Here is a 16,192-nt window from a genome sequence, read left to right on the forward strand (position 1 = left end):
AATCGGCGTCGCCGTCAGTAGGATAGGCCTATGTCGAATGAGCCAACAGTTCAACAGGGTGATATCGATCGCCTCAGAACCGGGACACATTGGGATCCACACTCGGTTCTCGGCCCCCACGTAATCTCGATCAACGACCGCCCGCACCTTGCGATCCGAGCCTGGCAGCCGGGCGTCAAGGAGGTTGCGCTCCTCTCCAACTCCGTCTTGTGGCGCATGACACGCATTTTCGAAGAAGGCCTCTATGAGGCGCTGCTTCCGGATACGACATCCATCCCCTCATACCGACTTCGCATTACACAGCCTGACGGTGCGGTCACGGAGACATCCGACCCCTATGCCATTCCTCCGCTGTTGACGGATTTCGAATTGCACCTGTTTGCAGAGGGAACGCTGCTCAAAGCCTATGAGCACTTCGGAGCCCATATCCGCACCATCGCAGGCATCAGCGGTGTCCACTTTGTGGTATGGGCCCCGAATGCCACCCGTGTCAGCGTCATCGGAGACTTCAATGGCTGGAATGGACTCCTTCATCCCATGGCCAGCCGCGGAGAGACCGGAGTCTGGGAACTCTTCATTCCGGATCTCCCGGAAGGAACCCTCTACAAGTACGAGATTCGTCCGCAGGGGCCCAACGCGCTCTTGCTCAAAGCCGACCCCTATGCATTCGCCAGTGAGCTTCGTCCAAGAACGGCCTCAGTGGTGCGTGAGATATCCACCTATACGTGGCAGGATGAAACCTGGATGACGGCACGATCGACAAGAGATCCTCTCACGGCTCCGCTCTCGATCTATGAAGTGCATGTAGGGTCCTGGATGCGCGTGCCGGAGGAGAACAATCGGTGGCTGACGTACCAAGAATTAGCTGAGAAACTCATCCCCTATGCCAAAGATCTCGGATACACCCATCTCGAGCTGCTCCCCATCACAGAGCACCCCTTCGATGGATCATGGGGTTATCAAGCCACGGGCTATTTTGCCGCCACCAGTCGGTATGGAGAGCCACAAGGCTTTATGGCGTTCGTAGATCGCGCTCACCAAGCTGGCCTCGGCGTCATTATTGACTGGGCCCCGGCACACTTTCCGGATGATCCACATGGGCTCGCGCTGTTTGATGGAACGTACCTCTATGACCATGCCGACCCACGCCGCGGCTATCATCCCGATTGGCATAGCCGGATCTTCAACTACGATCGTGTCGAGGTGCGAACCTTTCTTCTGAACAGCGCCCTCTTCTGGCTGGACAAGTATCACATCGATGGATTGCGCGTCGATGCTGTCGCGTCGATGCTGTACCTCGACTACGGGCGAAAGGATGGTGAATGGGTTCCGAACGAGTTCGGCGGAAAGGAAAACCTTGGTGCGGTCTCGTTACTCAAGGAGCTGAATATCCTCGTCCATCGAGACTTTCCTGGGGCCATCACCATTGCCGAAGAATCGACGTCGTGGCCGGGCGTCTCGCGCCCCACCTACACAGGAGGGCTGGGCTTTACGTTCAAATGGAACATGGGATGGATGCATGACATGTTGGCATTTTTTCAGTACAACCCCATCTATCGCCGGTTTCATCAGAACCAAATCACATTCGGCTTGCTCTATGCTTTTAGTGAGAATTTCATTCTTGCCTTGTCTCATGACGAAGTGGTCTACGGCAAACGAACCCTGCTCGACAAGATGCCCGGCGATGTGTGGCAACGCTTCGCCAACCTCCGACTGCTCTATGGATACATGTACAGCCATCCCGGGAAGAAAATGCTGTTCATGGGTAGTGAGTTCGGGCAGTGGCAGGAATGGAACCATGATACCAGCCTCGACTGGCATCTCTGTGAGTACGAGCCCCATCGCGGATTGCAACGGCTCACTCGCGATCTCAACCGTCTCTATCGTCAAGAGCCTGCGTTACACGAGATCGACTTTGATTGGGATGGATTTCAATGGATCGACTTCAGTGACTCCAACAACTCCATCATCGCGTACATTCGCAAGGCAAGAAAGGCGAGGGAAGCGATCGTCTGCGTCTGCAACTTCACACCCGTGCCCCGGTACCGCTACCGCATTGGAGTCCCGGAGGGAGGGTGGTATCGGGAGCTAATCAATACTGATGGTATCGCCTACGGCGGCAGTAATCTCGGAAACGGCGGAGGGCTGCATGCTGAGGAGACTTCAAGCCACGGATTTCCTTACTCCCTGACGATGACGCTCCCTCCCCTCTCTGCTCTTTGGCTAAAGCGCCATAGCTAGGAGACCACTATTCAGGAGCCGAAGCTTTTTGATATCCAGAAAAAGCCGGTAACCTCACGATCCTGGTTCCGTTCCGATCTTCGGCATCCTTTCTCCGATAGTGAGTGTTTCCTTCCAGGAAATCTTTGAACGATATCCTCAGTGCACTCTTCAGGAGCACAGGCAACCGCGTATCCCTTGAGGGTTTAGCAATCTATAGAAAAGGTGGCCCCCGCAGAGCAAGTGCCACCCCTCGGTGAAGTTGGGAGTGCTAGTGATACCAGGATCGGAAAGGCCCCGAGTCTAAATGCACATAGGTTGAATTTCTATATGAACCGACTCCGCCATACTTCAATTGGAGTGCGGCCTCGCGAAGCTTCTTCAGTGGGATACCCGGAATGCTGAGGTCGATCGCCTGACCCTGTACATGCAGGCTGTTTCTGGCGGCTTGCTGCCCCGTTCGCACCAAGAGATCGTTGTATTCCGGAGACCGAAACCCTGAGATGATATGGATCTCCTGCTGCGTGCCAAGCTTTTTCTGCACCAAGTTGACGTGCTCTAGCACCCGCACATCGATCGCACCGATCTCCCCGGTCTTGTGGCAACGCAGGAGATAATTCACATCATCGAGCGCCGCCAGATCATAGCTACCGGAATCATCTCGATAGGTCACATCCAACCGCTCATCTGTCCAGATGTTGACCAACGTCAACCTACCTTCGGGAAGCTCGCGAGCTTGAACGGGCTGCGGACCAATCAACCGCCCACTTAGCAAGAGAGTCCCGACCAGAGAAACCTGAAGAAATGCTCGACGGGTCCAAGTCCATGTAGACTGATCGGCTCTATTCACGGACGCACCTTCCTACCTAATGTCCAAAAAATGAACAACTATCGTTTCAAAGCTTCAGGCTTGTAACAAAAAACAAAAGCTCGGTCAACCAATTATTTCAGCGGATTAATGGGTGGAATCTCCGGCAAAGTAGGTGGAGAGTGAACGCGAGATTGAATGTCGATACACTGCGGCGTGTCAGTCATCGGGTCAGGACAGGGATACTACTGAACTGATTGGCCCTCCCTCATCTATCCCATTTGCACCTAACCATCTAGTATCCTTTTATTTCTAGACAGTCCCACGCCCCCCAGGTAAGATCCAATCATAATAACGAGAGCAACTATGGCCACTATCCTAGTCATCGATGATGAGCAATCAATCAGAGGGTTGCTCAAAGGCGTTCTGGAAAAAGCCGGGCACCGTGTGCTTGAAGCAGAGGATGGCCGCAAGGGACTCACCCTCTACCAGAAGGAACACGTTGATCTTGTCATTATGGACCTTTTGATGCCGGAGACTGACGGTCTTGAAGCCACGCTTCAACTCACCCGCGAATACCTCGACGCCAAAGTGATTGCCATTACAGGAGCCCAAGGCGACCACAATTTCCTCAGTGTGGCAAAACTCTTCGGCGCTCGCCAAGCATTTGAAAAACCTTTTGACATCAATAAACTGCTTGATGCCGTGAAAGAGGAACTGGCCGCCTGATCGACTACAGGCTCTCTTCCCCTCAGTTACGACTCCTGATCTTCCTTCCGATTCGACATCATGCTGTTTCCCTTGTGGGCTGAACGCAGCTCAACACATCCCGACCCTAATCTGACCATTTTGTTCATCGTGTATACTTGTGACTCTGAATAGCTGATCTGATCCGTCAATGTCCTATGGGTAGCGAAGCATCCTCCCCAAACACGTTTCACACACGGTCGACTCTGAAGACCGGAACCATTTGGCTCTTACTCGTTCTGTTGGCAATTGCGCCTCTCTTCCCTTTGAACAATTTCGTTGGCCACCCACACTGGGAAAAGATTCGTTGGATTCCCTTTCAGGATTTCTCGCTCTCCTGGAATAAGCTCTTCGACGTCACAGGTAACACACTTTGGTTCGTCGTATTTGGATACTTGCTTCATGATCAACTAAGTCGGAATGCACACTCTCGTTGGACCCTTGTTACGACTATTGCCATCGCAGGCGGTGTCTCGCTTTCGGCTGAACTCTTCCAAGTCTTCTGCCACAACCGCATCTCCTCTATCACTGATGTAATATGCAATGTATTCGGCGCTGGCCTTGGTGGGTACGCGGCTGCGAACCAGTCCGCGACAACGTCAATAGAACTCTGGCTCGCTAGATGGCTGACATCAGTACTAGGTCCACAACGTTTTCATAAAACTGCCGGCATTTGCAGACACGATCCCCCGCTCGAGTAGCCTCGCGACGTTGATCACGGTCATGCCCGCAGTGTTTTTCGCGCTAACCCTCGCATCATCGCCGGATCGGCGTACCCAACTTCACTGAGAGCGTCCATCAGGTGTAAGCCCTTCGAGGATACCAAGTCCTTTGCCTTCGCATAATTCATTGCACTAAACCTCGCGACAGCCGGCTGACCGTTGACAATCTGACAGGCCAGCACCTCACCATCCACCTCAAGCGTCCCACCCTGCTGAATCAGCTCTCGGGCTTGAGCGACGGCAATGCCATGGAGCTGCGCGAATTCTTCAATCCCCCCAGTCTCAACCAGTCGTCCATCCGGCATGATACAGAGCCGCCTAAAATGCGGTGACCAGTCTTTCCGAAAATCGATGTACTTGATATCGCCACCTTTGGCGACGGCCCGATCCAACGTTCGGTAATCCAAGCCCAAATTTTTCTGCTCCAGTTTCACCCGTAGTTCAGCAGGCAGCCCCTTCCCAAACACCTCCCAGGCCGCCTCGACGAGTGCTTGCTGTCTGGATCGAGCCAAGTGCTCTGCTTCGGCAAACTGCACGAGATCAAAGGTCCAGGTGTATTTTATCCTCTCCCCCGTTAAATCAATCCTGCACGCGAACAATCCGCGCGTGAGGATACCGCCGATGTGTGGATAGACATAGGTCCCACCGGTCGTCAGCAAGGTGGTCATAGTTTCAAGAGGAACATCGTAGCTTTCGGCCAGGATCTTGGCATGGGCCTGCAGGTCCTCCTGCTCCGTCATGGCACAAACCGTCACATTGCCCGGCGCGTCAAACTCCGAGTAGTCCTCCACGATGTTATAGAGCACCGTCCGCTTCGGCTTGTCTGCCTTCCGCTTGATCTTGAACATCTCTCTTTAATCTCCTCCCCTCACACCTCACCCCTTATTCCTGACCAGATGTTCATAGGCTGGCAACATCTGCAATCGTCGGTCTTCCACCGGCGCACCGATCGTAAAATGATACAGCGACTGCATGGCTAAACTCTGGATTCCGACGATTTCATGAACCGGATCATCGAAAAAGCAGCCAATTCCCGTCGCCCGCATCCCTGCTGCTTCCGCTTCCAAATACATGATCTGCCCGAGCAAACCTGCTTCCCAAAAGAAACGTGGATACCACCAGGCGCCGCGCTCCCGCAAGGCTCCCTCAAACTCGGCCACCATGCCAAACGAGAAGGCACTGTCGCCCGCGATGTCCTGATGGCAACTGACCTGCACCGCCAATCGTTTTGAGTCGCCTTCAAGAAGCCAATACAGTAGAAGTCCATCCGGGCAACCAGGCGCGATCGTCCAGTCGAGCTCGGGGTTCATGGCTTGCTGAATGAGCGATAGCTTTCTGCTATCCCTCACAAGAAAATAGAGCCCGGGAGTCAGGCCATCAACACGATGGACGAAGATCAAGAGATGAATGGCTGGATCGTATGGCCAGACATCCCACGGCATCGACCGTTCTAACTGCGAACGTTCGGCCCAGGGCATGACCCGTTGCAGCATGTGAAAAAATGTCTCGGCAGAAATCGACGTCTTCCCATCATACGCGACGGCGCTTCGGCGTTGGTGAATGATCTGGCCAGCCGTCGGACCAGCGTCACTCGTCGTTCGTGAAGCGTGAAACATATCGGATGGGGGAAAGGTTTTTGCTTGAAGGCTAATTGCCGGCTTTTCAGCTTGTGCTTTCCATGACGCCTTGGCGGCTTCGTCGATGATGTCCCAATGGACTCCATGTTCACGACTCAAGCGATTGGCTTTCCCATACCATGTTCCACTAGCCACTTCCTTTACCATCGCTACATCGAGAAACAACGGCACTGTTGAATGCTCGCACTTCACGAACGACGCTCCATCCTCCACATTTTCAGAGGGCCAGATCACCGCCAGACAGTCCGGATGCTCCAGCTCAGCCTCGCCAAAGTCTTCCGTACGATCTGTTCCGAGCAAGGTCGCCACCGTATCCTGATCCATCCCGTCCAGCAGCACCATGTTCCAACCCAGCGTCGCCGCTGCAACCCTCGCAGTACCAATCGCATGGCCGACGTCATGATTGCAGTAGCGAAAGGCTCGTTCACCATATTTCCAGGCTTCCCTCCAATGCACCGATGTCAGCCCAAGAAGGAAGGCATTGGAAGGAAAGGCAGCCATGAGTCGAGCAACTGCGTCGGCTTGTAAATCGGCTCTCCGTTCCAATCCATGCTCTCTGGGTGCATAGTGAGACAGTCCCGACACCAGATCCAGTCCTTCAATCCGTGGCAAGACCACATATCCTTCCGTCGGATGGAGATTGCCGGACGACGGATTACTCCGCAACGCCCATTCCGACTCGCCGGCTTTCTTCCAGGCTGATAAGGCAAGAGCGAGCTCGAAAAAGCGAGAGAGGGTTCGCAAGTTGACAGGCTGACTGGGGACAGCGCCCCGTTCGTATATCGCGGCGTAGGCCGGCGACAGCGGCTCCTCATCAGGCTTGAGTAACGGAAGAGGGATCAGCTGTGCCCCTTCGAACCGTCTGAACGGATCAGGCTGGTTTGCCCAATCAAGATATCCCAATGAGCGGGCATAACGGTTGAAATGGTGCTTGGTCTGGACGTGATAGCGAATAACCCGGTTGACGTGATCATCCTGCGCAGTATGACAAGGTCGTTGAGGATTCATTTCCGGCTACAGCCAGTCTAACGAGGCACCGCAAGGAAAGCAAAATGCTTTGTGAGGCAACAAGTTGGATGCTAGCGTAGCACTCATCCTTCAACAAGTCTGACAATATAGGATTAATAAGAATGAATAATTACGTGGAAAATTTCTGACGAATTCTGTTTCCTAGCGAACCACCTCCCAAAGCACTGGAGGATCGATTGGCTTCCGCACAAAACTCTAATTCACTCAGAATTTTCCTCGACCGCGAAGCCATCGTTCGAGTACTGAGCGGAATAACTTTACTCCTGCTCATTACCAGTGTTGCCGGACAACTCATCAAGTATGTAGTTGGGTACGATGTTGCGCTTGGATTCGTCCGTCTCTTCTATTTGGATGCTGAAGCCAATATTCCAACACTCTTTTCCACAATTCTCTTACTCCTTGCCTCGCTCCTGCTCGCGCTGATCGCCATTTTCAAAACAACCTGTCAGGATACCTATCGCCGCCACTGGGTTTTTCTTTCGCTCATCTTGCTCTATATGGCAATCGACGAAGCCAGCGAGATCCACGAGATGCTCAACAAACTTGGCTGGTGGATAACAGGCCAAAAACGTACCGGAGGGATCTTCCACTATGGGTGGGTTATGTTCGGAATGGCCATGGCCATGGCCATAGCGGTTGCACTTTCATACCTGAAATTCTTTCTGCACCTCCCTAGTCATACCAAAATACAATTCGTTACAGCTGCAGCAACTTTCCTGAGCGGAGCACTTGGTGTGGAAATTCTAGAAGGTCTCTACGCCTCGTCGCATGGTGGGGAGAACACTTTTCAATACTCCATGTTCGTGACGATTGAGGAAGGCCTCGAAATGGCCGGTGTCATCATTCTCATCAACGCCCTACTCGCATACATTCGTACGTGCCAGATAGATGTACGGTTGAGATTCGATAAATCCACGGACAATCCGCTCGTTCTTCCTACGCAGAAGCATGCCGCCTAATAGCCTAAAGCCCTATTTTAAGATTTGTTGACCTGCTTACTTCTCCCGGCCTAGACTGCAAGCGTCTACTCTGAAGGGAATTCATGCGCTTTGATCCAGCCCTTGCGGCGCAAGAAGCTTTTGGCCAAGCTGAAGCCGAACTCGGCACAAACTGGGATACGGCAGTGGAACTGGAGAACACATTTTCCTACAATGCCGGAGCAACAGCACGCGAAGCCTATGAAGGTTTGCTCGCCCTGGCTCAGCAATACCCCAATGCCCATTCGTTTCAGGCCTTCTGCATTTACATCACCTGGCAGCAGGTAACGGAGGAGACTATTGCACGGCATTTCGAGACAGGACTGAGCTTGTCCGAAGCTTATCTTGCCTCTCCAGCAGATAAAAATCCGCGTGACATCGAGTGCGTCACTGAGCTCCATGGCTCGTTCAGGGCTGGATTGGGCCTGGGGGAACAGGATGAGCTGCAGATTGAATACAAACGAGACACGCCCAAAGGGGGCGATTAGCAATATACATATCTCGTGAAACGCCGTTCCCATCTTGCATCGAACATAGTCCGCTCTTGCGTTTCACACTTCACCAAATAACACTTCATGATCTCATGGCTGAGGATCATAAACATCGCGCCAGGATCTTTCTCCATCGCGGTGATCTGCTCCAGGCTCGCACGGCATGGGAATCGGCCGTCGCTGATGATCGAACTGCCGCCAATCCACAAGCACTCTCGGCTTCTCTCGGAAACCTTGGCAATACCTGCGCGCTGATGAATGAGCTTACCCGCGCAGAACAATGTTATCGGGAAGTACTCCAGATCCAACGAACCGAACGAAATCTCACTGCCGTGGCTCATACCTTGGTGAACCTCGGCAACCTCCATATTGCCTCCGACTGTTCAGAGAAAGCACGTCCCTACTATCTTGAAGCGCTAGACCTCCTGCGCGAGTTACAAGACGCTCGCGGGCTCGGCATCCTCTATACAAATCTTGCGCTGCAAGAGGCCCGCGCCGGTCAGTGGGATCAGGCCGTCACGTCATTCAAGCAAGCGCTCGATCATCATCGAATAGTCGGCAACGAGGAAGGGCTCGCCGTGACGTATAGCCAACTCGGCAAATGTTATCTCGACCAAGGTGATCTTCTGCAAGCTGAACGCTGCCTCAACAACGCCTCGGAACACTACATCAAACTCGGCAACGAACCAGCTGAGGCTGCGGTGCTTCGCTATCTGGCAGGCCTGTATGAAGCACGACGCGACTGGACGTCAGCCTTACGCTGTCTTGATCGAGTCGTATCTTTGGATCAACGCTATATGCTCCCTGAGCTACAGACCGACTTGAACCACCTCGCCCAACTGAAGCAAGCCGAATAGCACCACCTCAATCCTCTCAAATATTCGCTTACTTCGGAGCGTCGCCTCCTCTACGACCACCTGGACAGAACTCCATCTTCTGCCACCTCAAAACACGGCTCATCGAATCGCCTATCCATTAAGTTTTTGCCCACAGACTCCGACAGGATAGTGACAAGGAGAGAATATGGCCTGGTTCGCTCGCATCATACTGACGGCAATCTTGGGAGCGACACTGACGGTTTCTCGTGCACTGGCCTCGGATGTCTCGCCTGTGATCACCGTCGGGACACAGGAAGTCGGACTCACCGCTGGCTATATGTTCTCGCACCGACTGACCCACCTTCATACGACCAAACAGCACGGACCGGCATTGATGCCCTCCTGGATGATGACGATCACCGATCCCATCGGCGATAGTTGGTATCGGGGACAAGTCTCGCTCGGTGCGGAAATGGTCTATCTCGAGTTCCGAGAACCATTACTGACGCATGGCGTCGGATTCACGCCGAGAATCAAGTACACGTTCGTCGCCTTAGGTCGGTTTCGCCCCTATGTGGAATTTGCCGGTGGGCCGTTCTGGACGGATCTCGGCGGACGTATTCGTGAAGAAGCCAATCAGTTCAACTTCGTGCTGACGGGAGGGGTGGGCGTTTCATGGTTCGTCACGCCGCAACTCGCCTTCAACGCCGGCTACCGCTTTCATCACATTTCTAATGCCGGCACAGCGTTTCCGAATCTTGGTCTGAACGCGAGTCTGCCCTTCGGTGGATTTTCCTTTTATTTCTGAGGAGACGGTTATCATGACGAGACATGCTGCTCACTGGTCGCTCGTGGGTTTCGTCGGACTTCTGTTGTACATGAATACCGGATGCACGCGATCCATCGAATTGAAGCCTGCTTCGGCACATTCACAGTCGGCCGATACCCACTTGCTTGCCAACGATGAGCGGGTCCCGCTGGTGATGGACTCATTTCACCTATCACGAAACGGCGCACCACAAAATCCCTCGACTGAAGCCGAACGGCGGATTCTCAATAGGGTACAGGAGACTCACCTCTTTTCGACCTTGATTCCTCTTGGAGCACAGTCGGATTCCCTTGGCGACAAAACCGTGTCCGCACGTATCACACTGGACGAAACCATCGAACCTCACTCCTGGCTGTCAGCCTTCAAGGGTATTATCCTTGGCGGTTCCATGTTCCTTCTTTCGCCCTTCGTCGACTTTGAGTACGACTATGCGGCCAAGGTCGGTCTTGAACTAGAGCGCTGGGATGGACAGGTCAAGCGGTACGAAGGCATCTCATCCGGCACCGTTCAGTACAAATTATTCGGTGCAACACCGGTCATGATCGATGAGCTGAAGGGACATGTGACAGAAGCCTGCCTGGCAGAACTGACGACCCAACTTGTCCGCGACACAACGCTCTATATGGCCAGCAGCGCCCCGACCTCCGCCTCTGGTGTTCGTACAGTGACCGTGAGAGCCAAAAGGCCGACGACCACCTTTCCCACGCGCTCGACTATTCCTGCATCGCCCCCCTCACTCCCATGAAGGGTACCTGATCCCTTTCTCCCAACCGTGTTTCTCGTATGGCTGATTCTCCCACTCTAGTGCTATAGTACAAGTCCAATTTAAATCGTAGGCACTATGGACATTGATGCGTTCCGTCAGATGGTGGTCAAGAATCCCAAAGGATTCCTCGGCCGCTACGGGCTCGGCAACAAGATACTGCAAGAAAATGGGAGCCTGGAGGAAGCCGTTGAGCATCTGACGGTGGCCACACAGCTGGACCCAACCCACGCTGCTTCTCATCTGGCTTTAGGACGGACCTTGATCCGACTGGGAAGAAACGCCGAGGCCAAGCCCGTGCTCACAACTGGCATTGAGGCGGTTCTTTCTGGGCGTTCCAACGGCGGAAAGGATCTGGTCCCCGAGATGCAGGAATTACTACGCACGCTGTCATGACTGTGCTGCGACCATACAGGGAGGAAACTGTCCGTGACCCTCGACGATGCTAGGAAACGAATTGACTCAGCTGTTGCGCAATATGGTCAGCATGCCGCACCCGCCATTGATTTGGTCATGGCGGAGGTTCGCTCCGACCTCGGAGCCCGAGCCTTCAATGAACTCGTCGACGAGTTTGACCTTGAGTTGACGTACAACATCGCCCCCATGGAATCGGACCACTCCAATAGTTGAGCTCGTCCGTCTTCACTGGACGTCTCTCCTGACGCGCGCGCACCCTCTTTTATGCCGCTAATCTGGGCCGCCATCTCCGCACACGGATTCGGTCACGCCGCCCAGGTCGTGCCGGTGCTCAACGCATTAGGTTGTCTTGTTCCAGATCTCCGAGTGCTCCTACGCACCACGGTTCCTGCAGCATTCTTCGTCGATCGTCTCAAAATCCCATGGGAAATCAGTCCCGTCCAACAAGATGTCGGCTGCGTTCAACAGGGTCCCATGACCATCAATATCGAAGCGACCTGGCGTGAGCACCACCAATTCCACAGCACATGGAAGGAGCGACTGCAGACCGAAATTGAATCTATGCGAACGGCGAAACCAGATCTGGTTCTCGCCGACACCCCGTACCTCGCATTGGCGGCGGGAAAGGCCGCTTCGATTCCGACCATTGCACTCGCCAGTTTTACCTGGGACCTGATTCTGTCTGAGTACCAGGCTCCTCCTTGGATCGACACCCAACCAATCTTACAGTCCATCCGTCAGGCCTATAGGCAAGCCGATCTTGCTCTCCGAATTACTCCCTCCCCAGTATTGGATTGCTTTCAGCACCTACACATTATTCACCCGGTTGCAGAGCCGGCTTTGGCCGCCCGTGCGCAACTAGCCGAGTTTCTGTCCCTGAGGCCGGGGAACCGAACGGTTCTGATCGGATTTGGAGGAATTCCGCTGACGTCACTCCCCTTCGAGACCCTTGAATCACTTCATGGCTACCAATTTCTTTTGGACGGCTCAACTCCTCCGGAGAGTACGCGATGCACCTCCATCAGATCCCTACCGTTTTCGTTTAAGACCCTGCTCGCCTCGGTCGATGTCGTCATGACCAAACCAGGGTATGGCACTCTGGTCGAAGCCGTCGCCTTACAAGTCCCGATCGTGTACGTTCGTCGATACAACTTCGGGGACGAACAATCTCTCGTGGAGTACCTGCACCGCTACGGGAGGGGGATCGAGCTTTCCATGGACGACTTCATGAAGGGCCAATGGGCGACAACGCTGGAGCGAGCGATCAACCTCCCCGCTACAACTCCACCTCCAGAACCCAATGGCGCAAGCGAAGCGGCAACCATGCTCGTGCCATATTTCAAACGCAATCGAAGCTGACGCTGGGGTTGTCAGCCTCGCACGCTGACACCTTTCTCACAAGACTGCTCGTGTGGGCCGTCGCTTTCTCACCCCAGCACTCGCCGTATCGGCTTTGGGGTCTGATCGTGCCAAGAGCCCCTTTGCACTGACGGATCTGTCGTGCGATAGGCACTACTGAAAATCAACAACTATTCCATTTTTGAGCTTGCAAGAGTCGACATTCTTTTGCACGATTTCTTCTTGCAGCAGATTCGGGATGCTATAGTTGTGACCGGTTGATAGATCGTCTCCCTACTCCAGACCCTTATCATTCTATGGACACTGCCGCTCAATACGCCGCGTCAACGATTGACCCAAAAGTCGCCAGTCGAGCCGGCAAGGGAGACAACCATGCCTTCACCCAACTCTATGATCAATCAAGCACCATCCTCTTCAGCTTGGCATTGCGGATACTCGGTAGTCGAGAGGAAGCCGCTGACATCCTGCAGGCTATTTATGTTGATATCTGGAAACGAGCAGTTCGTTATGACGTCGGGCGTGGTACACCGATCGCCTGGCTCATCACGCTAACCCGCAGTCGAGCCATCGACCGACTACGAGCCTCCGATCCTCCACTGCGTCGTCAAACGGTGCCGACCGATGGCACCGAGTCTTCCGCCCTGCCCGGGCGATTTGAGGGTCCAGCCGACCAAGCACTACGGACGGTGATCAGCAAGGCACTCAGCGATCTGCCGAAGACGCATCGACAGGCAATTGAATTGGCATACTACGAGGGCCTGCCTCCAGCAGAGATTGCCACGCGACTCGACCAGCCGCTCGACGCGGTAATCACTCGCCTCAAGCTCGGCATGGCGCAACTACATGCGACCCTACACACGTACTGGGAGCAAGATCTCTCGGCATGACACATCAAGATCTTGAAGACACTGTCCCGTTCTATGCGATCGGCGCGCTTGAGAAAATTGAGCGACAAGCTCTGGAGGCCCATCTGCTTTCTGGATGTGTCCCATGCCGTACCATCTTGAAGGAGTACCAGTCGGTCGCGGTGGCGCTTCCCTTTGAACTCACGCTCGTCCCTCCACCCCGTCATCTTAAAGCAAAGATCATGGGGGCCCGCACTCTCCCTCAATCAGCAGAGGAGGCTGCCAATTCATCCGCCACTGCCAGCCTTGAGCCCGGAGAATGGATGAATCACCTCTTCCTACCATCTAGAACCTCCGCGCCGTCCTTTGGGAAAGGACTCAGTCTGGTGCTCCTCGTTATCCTCGGTATCTTGGCATTCGTGAGTTGGAATTCCTCTCCCCAAGAAACAGCCACCGCAAGTGGGATCACTGAACTGCAGGCACAAGTGGACGAGGTACATGCCAAACTAGCCACTCTCCAACAACAGCTTAAGGAGCGGGACGAGTCTCTTGCCCAAACGCAGGAAGAACTGCAGCGGAAGATTACGGAACTGGCGGAGGTGAAAGATCAACTGATCCAGCGCGAAGCCGAGTTGGATGACCTGAAAAACCATCTCCCTCCACAGGGCAGAAAATCACCCCCCCTACCATGAGAAGTATCAAATAGCGTTCGCTCACGAATTCTCCGCTCGCCTGTCGCTCTTCCCAGTTCCTATGCTAGCATGCACTGTGACTGTCACAGGCCTCGCAATATCGCCATCAAGCCAACCCGACAGCCATGATGGCCAGTTCATGGAGCTGGCGCTTCAACAAGCCCGACTGGCTCCCCTCGTCGGAGAAGTCCCGATTGGCGCCGTGTTGGTGTCAGACAACCACGTGATCGCGGCTGCTCATAACTATCGGGAGATCTTGCAGGATCCAACGGCGCATGCCGAGATCATCATCATCAGACAAGCCGCAGAGCAGTTGAAGACATGGCGCCTCACCGGCACCACACTCTATGTCACACTGGAGCCCTGTCCGATGTGTGCGGGAGCCATTGTGCAAGCACGTATCGCAAGGCTCGTCTTCGGCGCCTGGGATCCCAAGGCCGGAGCCTGTGGTTCAATCCTCGATATTCCTTCTGAGCGCCGTTTCAACCATCAAGTACAGGTGACCGGAGGGCTACGCGAGGAGGAAAGCCGAGGACTCTTGCAGGAGTTTTTCCGAACCAAGAGAGCGGCTCTTTCCGAACAGCGCAGGCTCTCAACGTCAGTCTCCCAAGGAGGGAGGTCTGATTGATTCTGATTTCGGTCAACCAGCTTTCACAGTACTGCAGAATAGAACGGCGTCCCCCCAAGCCGGTCAATTGATCAGAACTTCCAGCGATGTGGCGACCCTGCATCTACAATTCGACGACAGCCAATGAGCGGTCGTCGAACATTCTGCAATATATCAGCAGACACATTGCCCATGGACAGCTATATCGGAGGTGTGAAAAATGAGGTTTGGAGAACACAGAACATCAATGAGAGTTCTCAAATTGAGCACCATGGCCCTCGCTTGTGTATTTCTCGCAGGTTGCTTGCTGAAAGAATCACCAGCAGAAAGAACATCTTCTCCACCCTCTATTCCAACTCAGGTACCAAGTACAGCCGTGTACAGCGACGGTCACTACATAGAAACATGCCGTACGAACGGCGTCCCAATTCCGCCTGACTGGAACCGATCCTCATCGGAATGGAAGAGTCACGGCAATCTCAAAACCATACTCCTCACACCAAATAGTCTGGAACAGACTCCAGTTGATGAGACTTCCTTCGCAAGCGTCTGGTCCTATGCACCATCTCGAGGAAGGGGCGCCTGCATCGCACTCGGGAGGAATGGAGGATCATTTCAAATCATCTGCCAAAGCGCCACGACCGGACACGCTTGCTTTTGGGGTAACGACCCAACCTCTCCACACACAAACTGGAAACCAGAGACAACCGACGTTCCCATCACCTCACTCCGAGACCCTGTCCAGGGGTTTTCTCCGGGCACCGTCGCCTGTACCGAATGCCATCGTGGCAATAATGCCTTCCTCTATGCCCCTGACGATCCCACCTGGGCTACGGTATTGAGACCGGAGCATCCTCGACCAACATTTACCACTCGCGTTGAGCAATCCGCCCATCAGGGGCAACTCACGTTCGGCTCAACAGCCATCACGTATCCCCGTTTTATCCCTGTCGGGGGGAACTCCATGATCCTGAACAATCCCCTGACAACCACAACTGGGTGTTCGGGATCCTGTCACGAACTGCACATTGAAATACTGAAAAAGAATCATACTATGGAAGGGTACGTACGAGTTCCGCGACCCATGGGACCCAGCTGCGCGGCAAACTCGCCAGCGGATGACCCAACCAGGAACTGCTATCAGTAGTACGGGCGCCAGGTCCGACGTGTGAATACCGAGTTCAGATTAATAGAGTACGTCCATCAAAGAAAGCTTGCTTCAAGACCATAG

The 16,192-nt window shown here is 54.0% G+C and carries 17 protein-coding genes; 14 read left to right on the forward strand and 3 right to left on the reverse strand.

Going from position 1 to position 16,192, the window contains the following annotated elements; translation table 11 throughout:
- Positions 1-30: 30 nt before the first annotated feature.
- Entirely contained in the window at positions 31-2,241 is a 2,211-nt protein-coding gene (gene glgB, locus COMA1_RS09025) for a 1,4-alpha-glucan branching protein GlgB (protein WP_090747191.1), read from the forward strand.
- Positions 2,242-2,491: 250 nt separating this feature from the next.
- Here the strand turns inward: glgB and COMA1_RS09030 are convergent, their stop codons facing one another.
- A complete protein-coding gene (locus COMA1_RS09030) occupies positions 2,492-3,070 on the reverse strand; it encodes a YcbK family protein (protein ID WP_090747194.1) in 579 nt (192 codons plus the stop codon).
- A 324-nt stretch (positions 3,071-3,394) separates the two neighbouring features.
- Between COMA1_RS09030 and COMA1_RS09035 the strand changes: the two genes are divergently transcribed.
- A complete protein-coding gene (locus COMA1_RS09035; protein ID WP_090747197.1) occupies positions 3,395-3,757 on the forward strand; it encodes a response regulator in 363 nt (120 codons plus the stop codon).
- 176 nt (positions 3,758-3,933) lie between these two features.
- A complete protein-coding gene (locus tag COMA1_RS22175) occupies positions 3,934-4,476 on the forward strand; it encodes a VanZ family protein (RefSeq protein WP_090747200.1) in 543 nt (180 codons plus the stop codon).
- A gap of 20 nt (positions 4,477-4,496) precedes the next feature.
- Here COMA1_RS22175 and COMA1_RS09045 read toward each other — a convergent pair whose 3' ends face one another.
- A complete protein-coding gene (locus tag COMA1_RS09045; protein ID WP_090747204.1) occupies positions 4,497-5,345 on the reverse strand; it encodes a hypothetical protein in 849 nt (282 codons plus the stop codon).
- Between the two features lie 27 nt (positions 5,346-5,372).
- Entirely contained in the window at positions 5,373-7,142 is a 1,770-nt protein-coding gene (locus tag COMA1_RS09050; RefSeq protein WP_090747206.1) for a SagB/ThcOx family dehydrogenase, read from the reverse strand.
- Positions 7,143-7,339: 197 nt separating this feature from the next.
- Between COMA1_RS09050 and COMA1_RS09055 the strand changes: the two genes are divergently transcribed.
- From COMA1_RS09055 to tadA, 11 genes are all read left to right on the forward strand, one after another.
- The gene (locus tag COMA1_RS09055) at positions 7,340-8,122 is read left to right on the forward strand and encodes a hypothetical protein (RefSeq protein ID WP_090747209.1); all 783 of its coding nucleotides are present in this window, start codon (positions 7,340-7,342) and stop codon (positions 8,120-8,122) included.
- Positions 8,123-8,205: 83 nt separating this feature from the next.
- Positions 8,206-8,628, forward strand: a complete 423-nt coding sequence (locus tag COMA1_RS09060) for a hypothetical protein (protein ID WP_090747211.1) — start codon at positions 8,206-8,208, stop codon at positions 8,626-8,628.
- A gap of 95 nt (positions 8,629-8,723) precedes the next feature.
- Positions 8,724-9,488 carry a tetratricopeptide repeat protein gene (locus COMA1_RS09065; protein WP_090747213.1) on the forward strand — a complete coding sequence of 255 codons (765 nt, stop codon included), beginning with the start codon at positions 8,724-8,726 and terminating at the stop codon, positions 9,486-9,488.
- Between the two features lie 166 nt (positions 9,489-9,654).
- Positions 9,655-10,257 (forward strand): acyloxyacyl hydrolase, encoded by a 603-nt coding sequence (locus COMA1_RS09070; protein ID WP_090747216.1) that lies wholly within the window; start codon positions 9,655-9,657, stop codon positions 10,255-10,257.
- A gap of 13 nt (positions 10,258-10,270) precedes the next feature.
- On the forward strand, positions 10,271-11,023 hold the full coding sequence (locus COMA1_RS09075) for a hypothetical protein (RefSeq protein WP_090747219.1): 753 nt from the start codon (positions 10,271-10,273) through the stop codon (positions 11,021-11,023).
- Between the two features lie 96 nt (positions 11,024-11,119).
- Positions 11,120-11,437: a tetratricopeptide repeat protein gene (locus tag COMA1_RS09080; protein ID WP_090747222.1), complete on the forward strand. Its 318-nt coding sequence runs from the start codon at positions 11,120-11,122 to the stop codon at positions 11,435-11,437.
- Between the two features lie 33 nt (positions 11,438-11,470).
- The gene (locus tag COMA1_RS09085) at positions 11,471-11,671 is read left to right on the forward strand and encodes a hypothetical protein (protein ID WP_090747224.1); all 201 of its coding nucleotides are present in this window, start codon (positions 11,471-11,473) and stop codon (positions 11,669-11,671) included.
- Between the two features lie 51 nt (positions 11,672-11,722).
- Positions 11,723-12,817 carry a glycosyltransferase family protein gene (locus COMA1_RS09090; protein ID WP_090747227.1) on the forward strand — a complete coding sequence of 365 codons (1,095 nt, stop codon included), beginning with the start codon at positions 11,723-11,725 and terminating at the stop codon, positions 12,815-12,817.
- A gap of 296 nt (positions 12,818-13,113) precedes the next feature.
- A complete protein-coding gene (locus COMA1_RS09095; RefSeq protein ID WP_090747230.1) occupies positions 13,114-13,704 on the forward strand; it encodes a sigma-70 family RNA polymerase sigma factor in 591 nt (196 codons plus the stop codon).
- On the forward strand, positions 13,701-14,354 hold the full coding sequence (locus tag COMA1_RS09100) for a hypothetical protein (RefSeq protein WP_090747233.1): 654 nt from the start codon (positions 13,701-13,703) through the stop codon (positions 14,352-14,354). The genes COMA1_RS09095 and COMA1_RS09100 overlap by 4 nt, the downstream gene beginning before the upstream one ends.
- Positions 14,355-14,430: 76 nt before the next feature.
- Complete coding sequence (gene tadA, locus COMA1_RS09105) at positions 14,431-14,982, forward strand: tRNA adenosine(34) deaminase TadA (protein ID WP_245630969.1); 552 nt, start codon at positions 14,431-14,433, stop codon at positions 14,980-14,982.
- Positions 14,983-16,192 lie beyond the last annotated feature (1,210 nt).

The sequence above is a fragment of the Candidatus Nitrospira nitrosa genome (assembly GCF_001458735.1).
In the GTDB taxonomy this organism is placed as follows: domain Bacteria; phylum Nitrospirota; class Nitrospiria; order Nitrospirales; family Nitrospiraceae; genus Nitrospira_D; species Nitrospira_D nitrosa.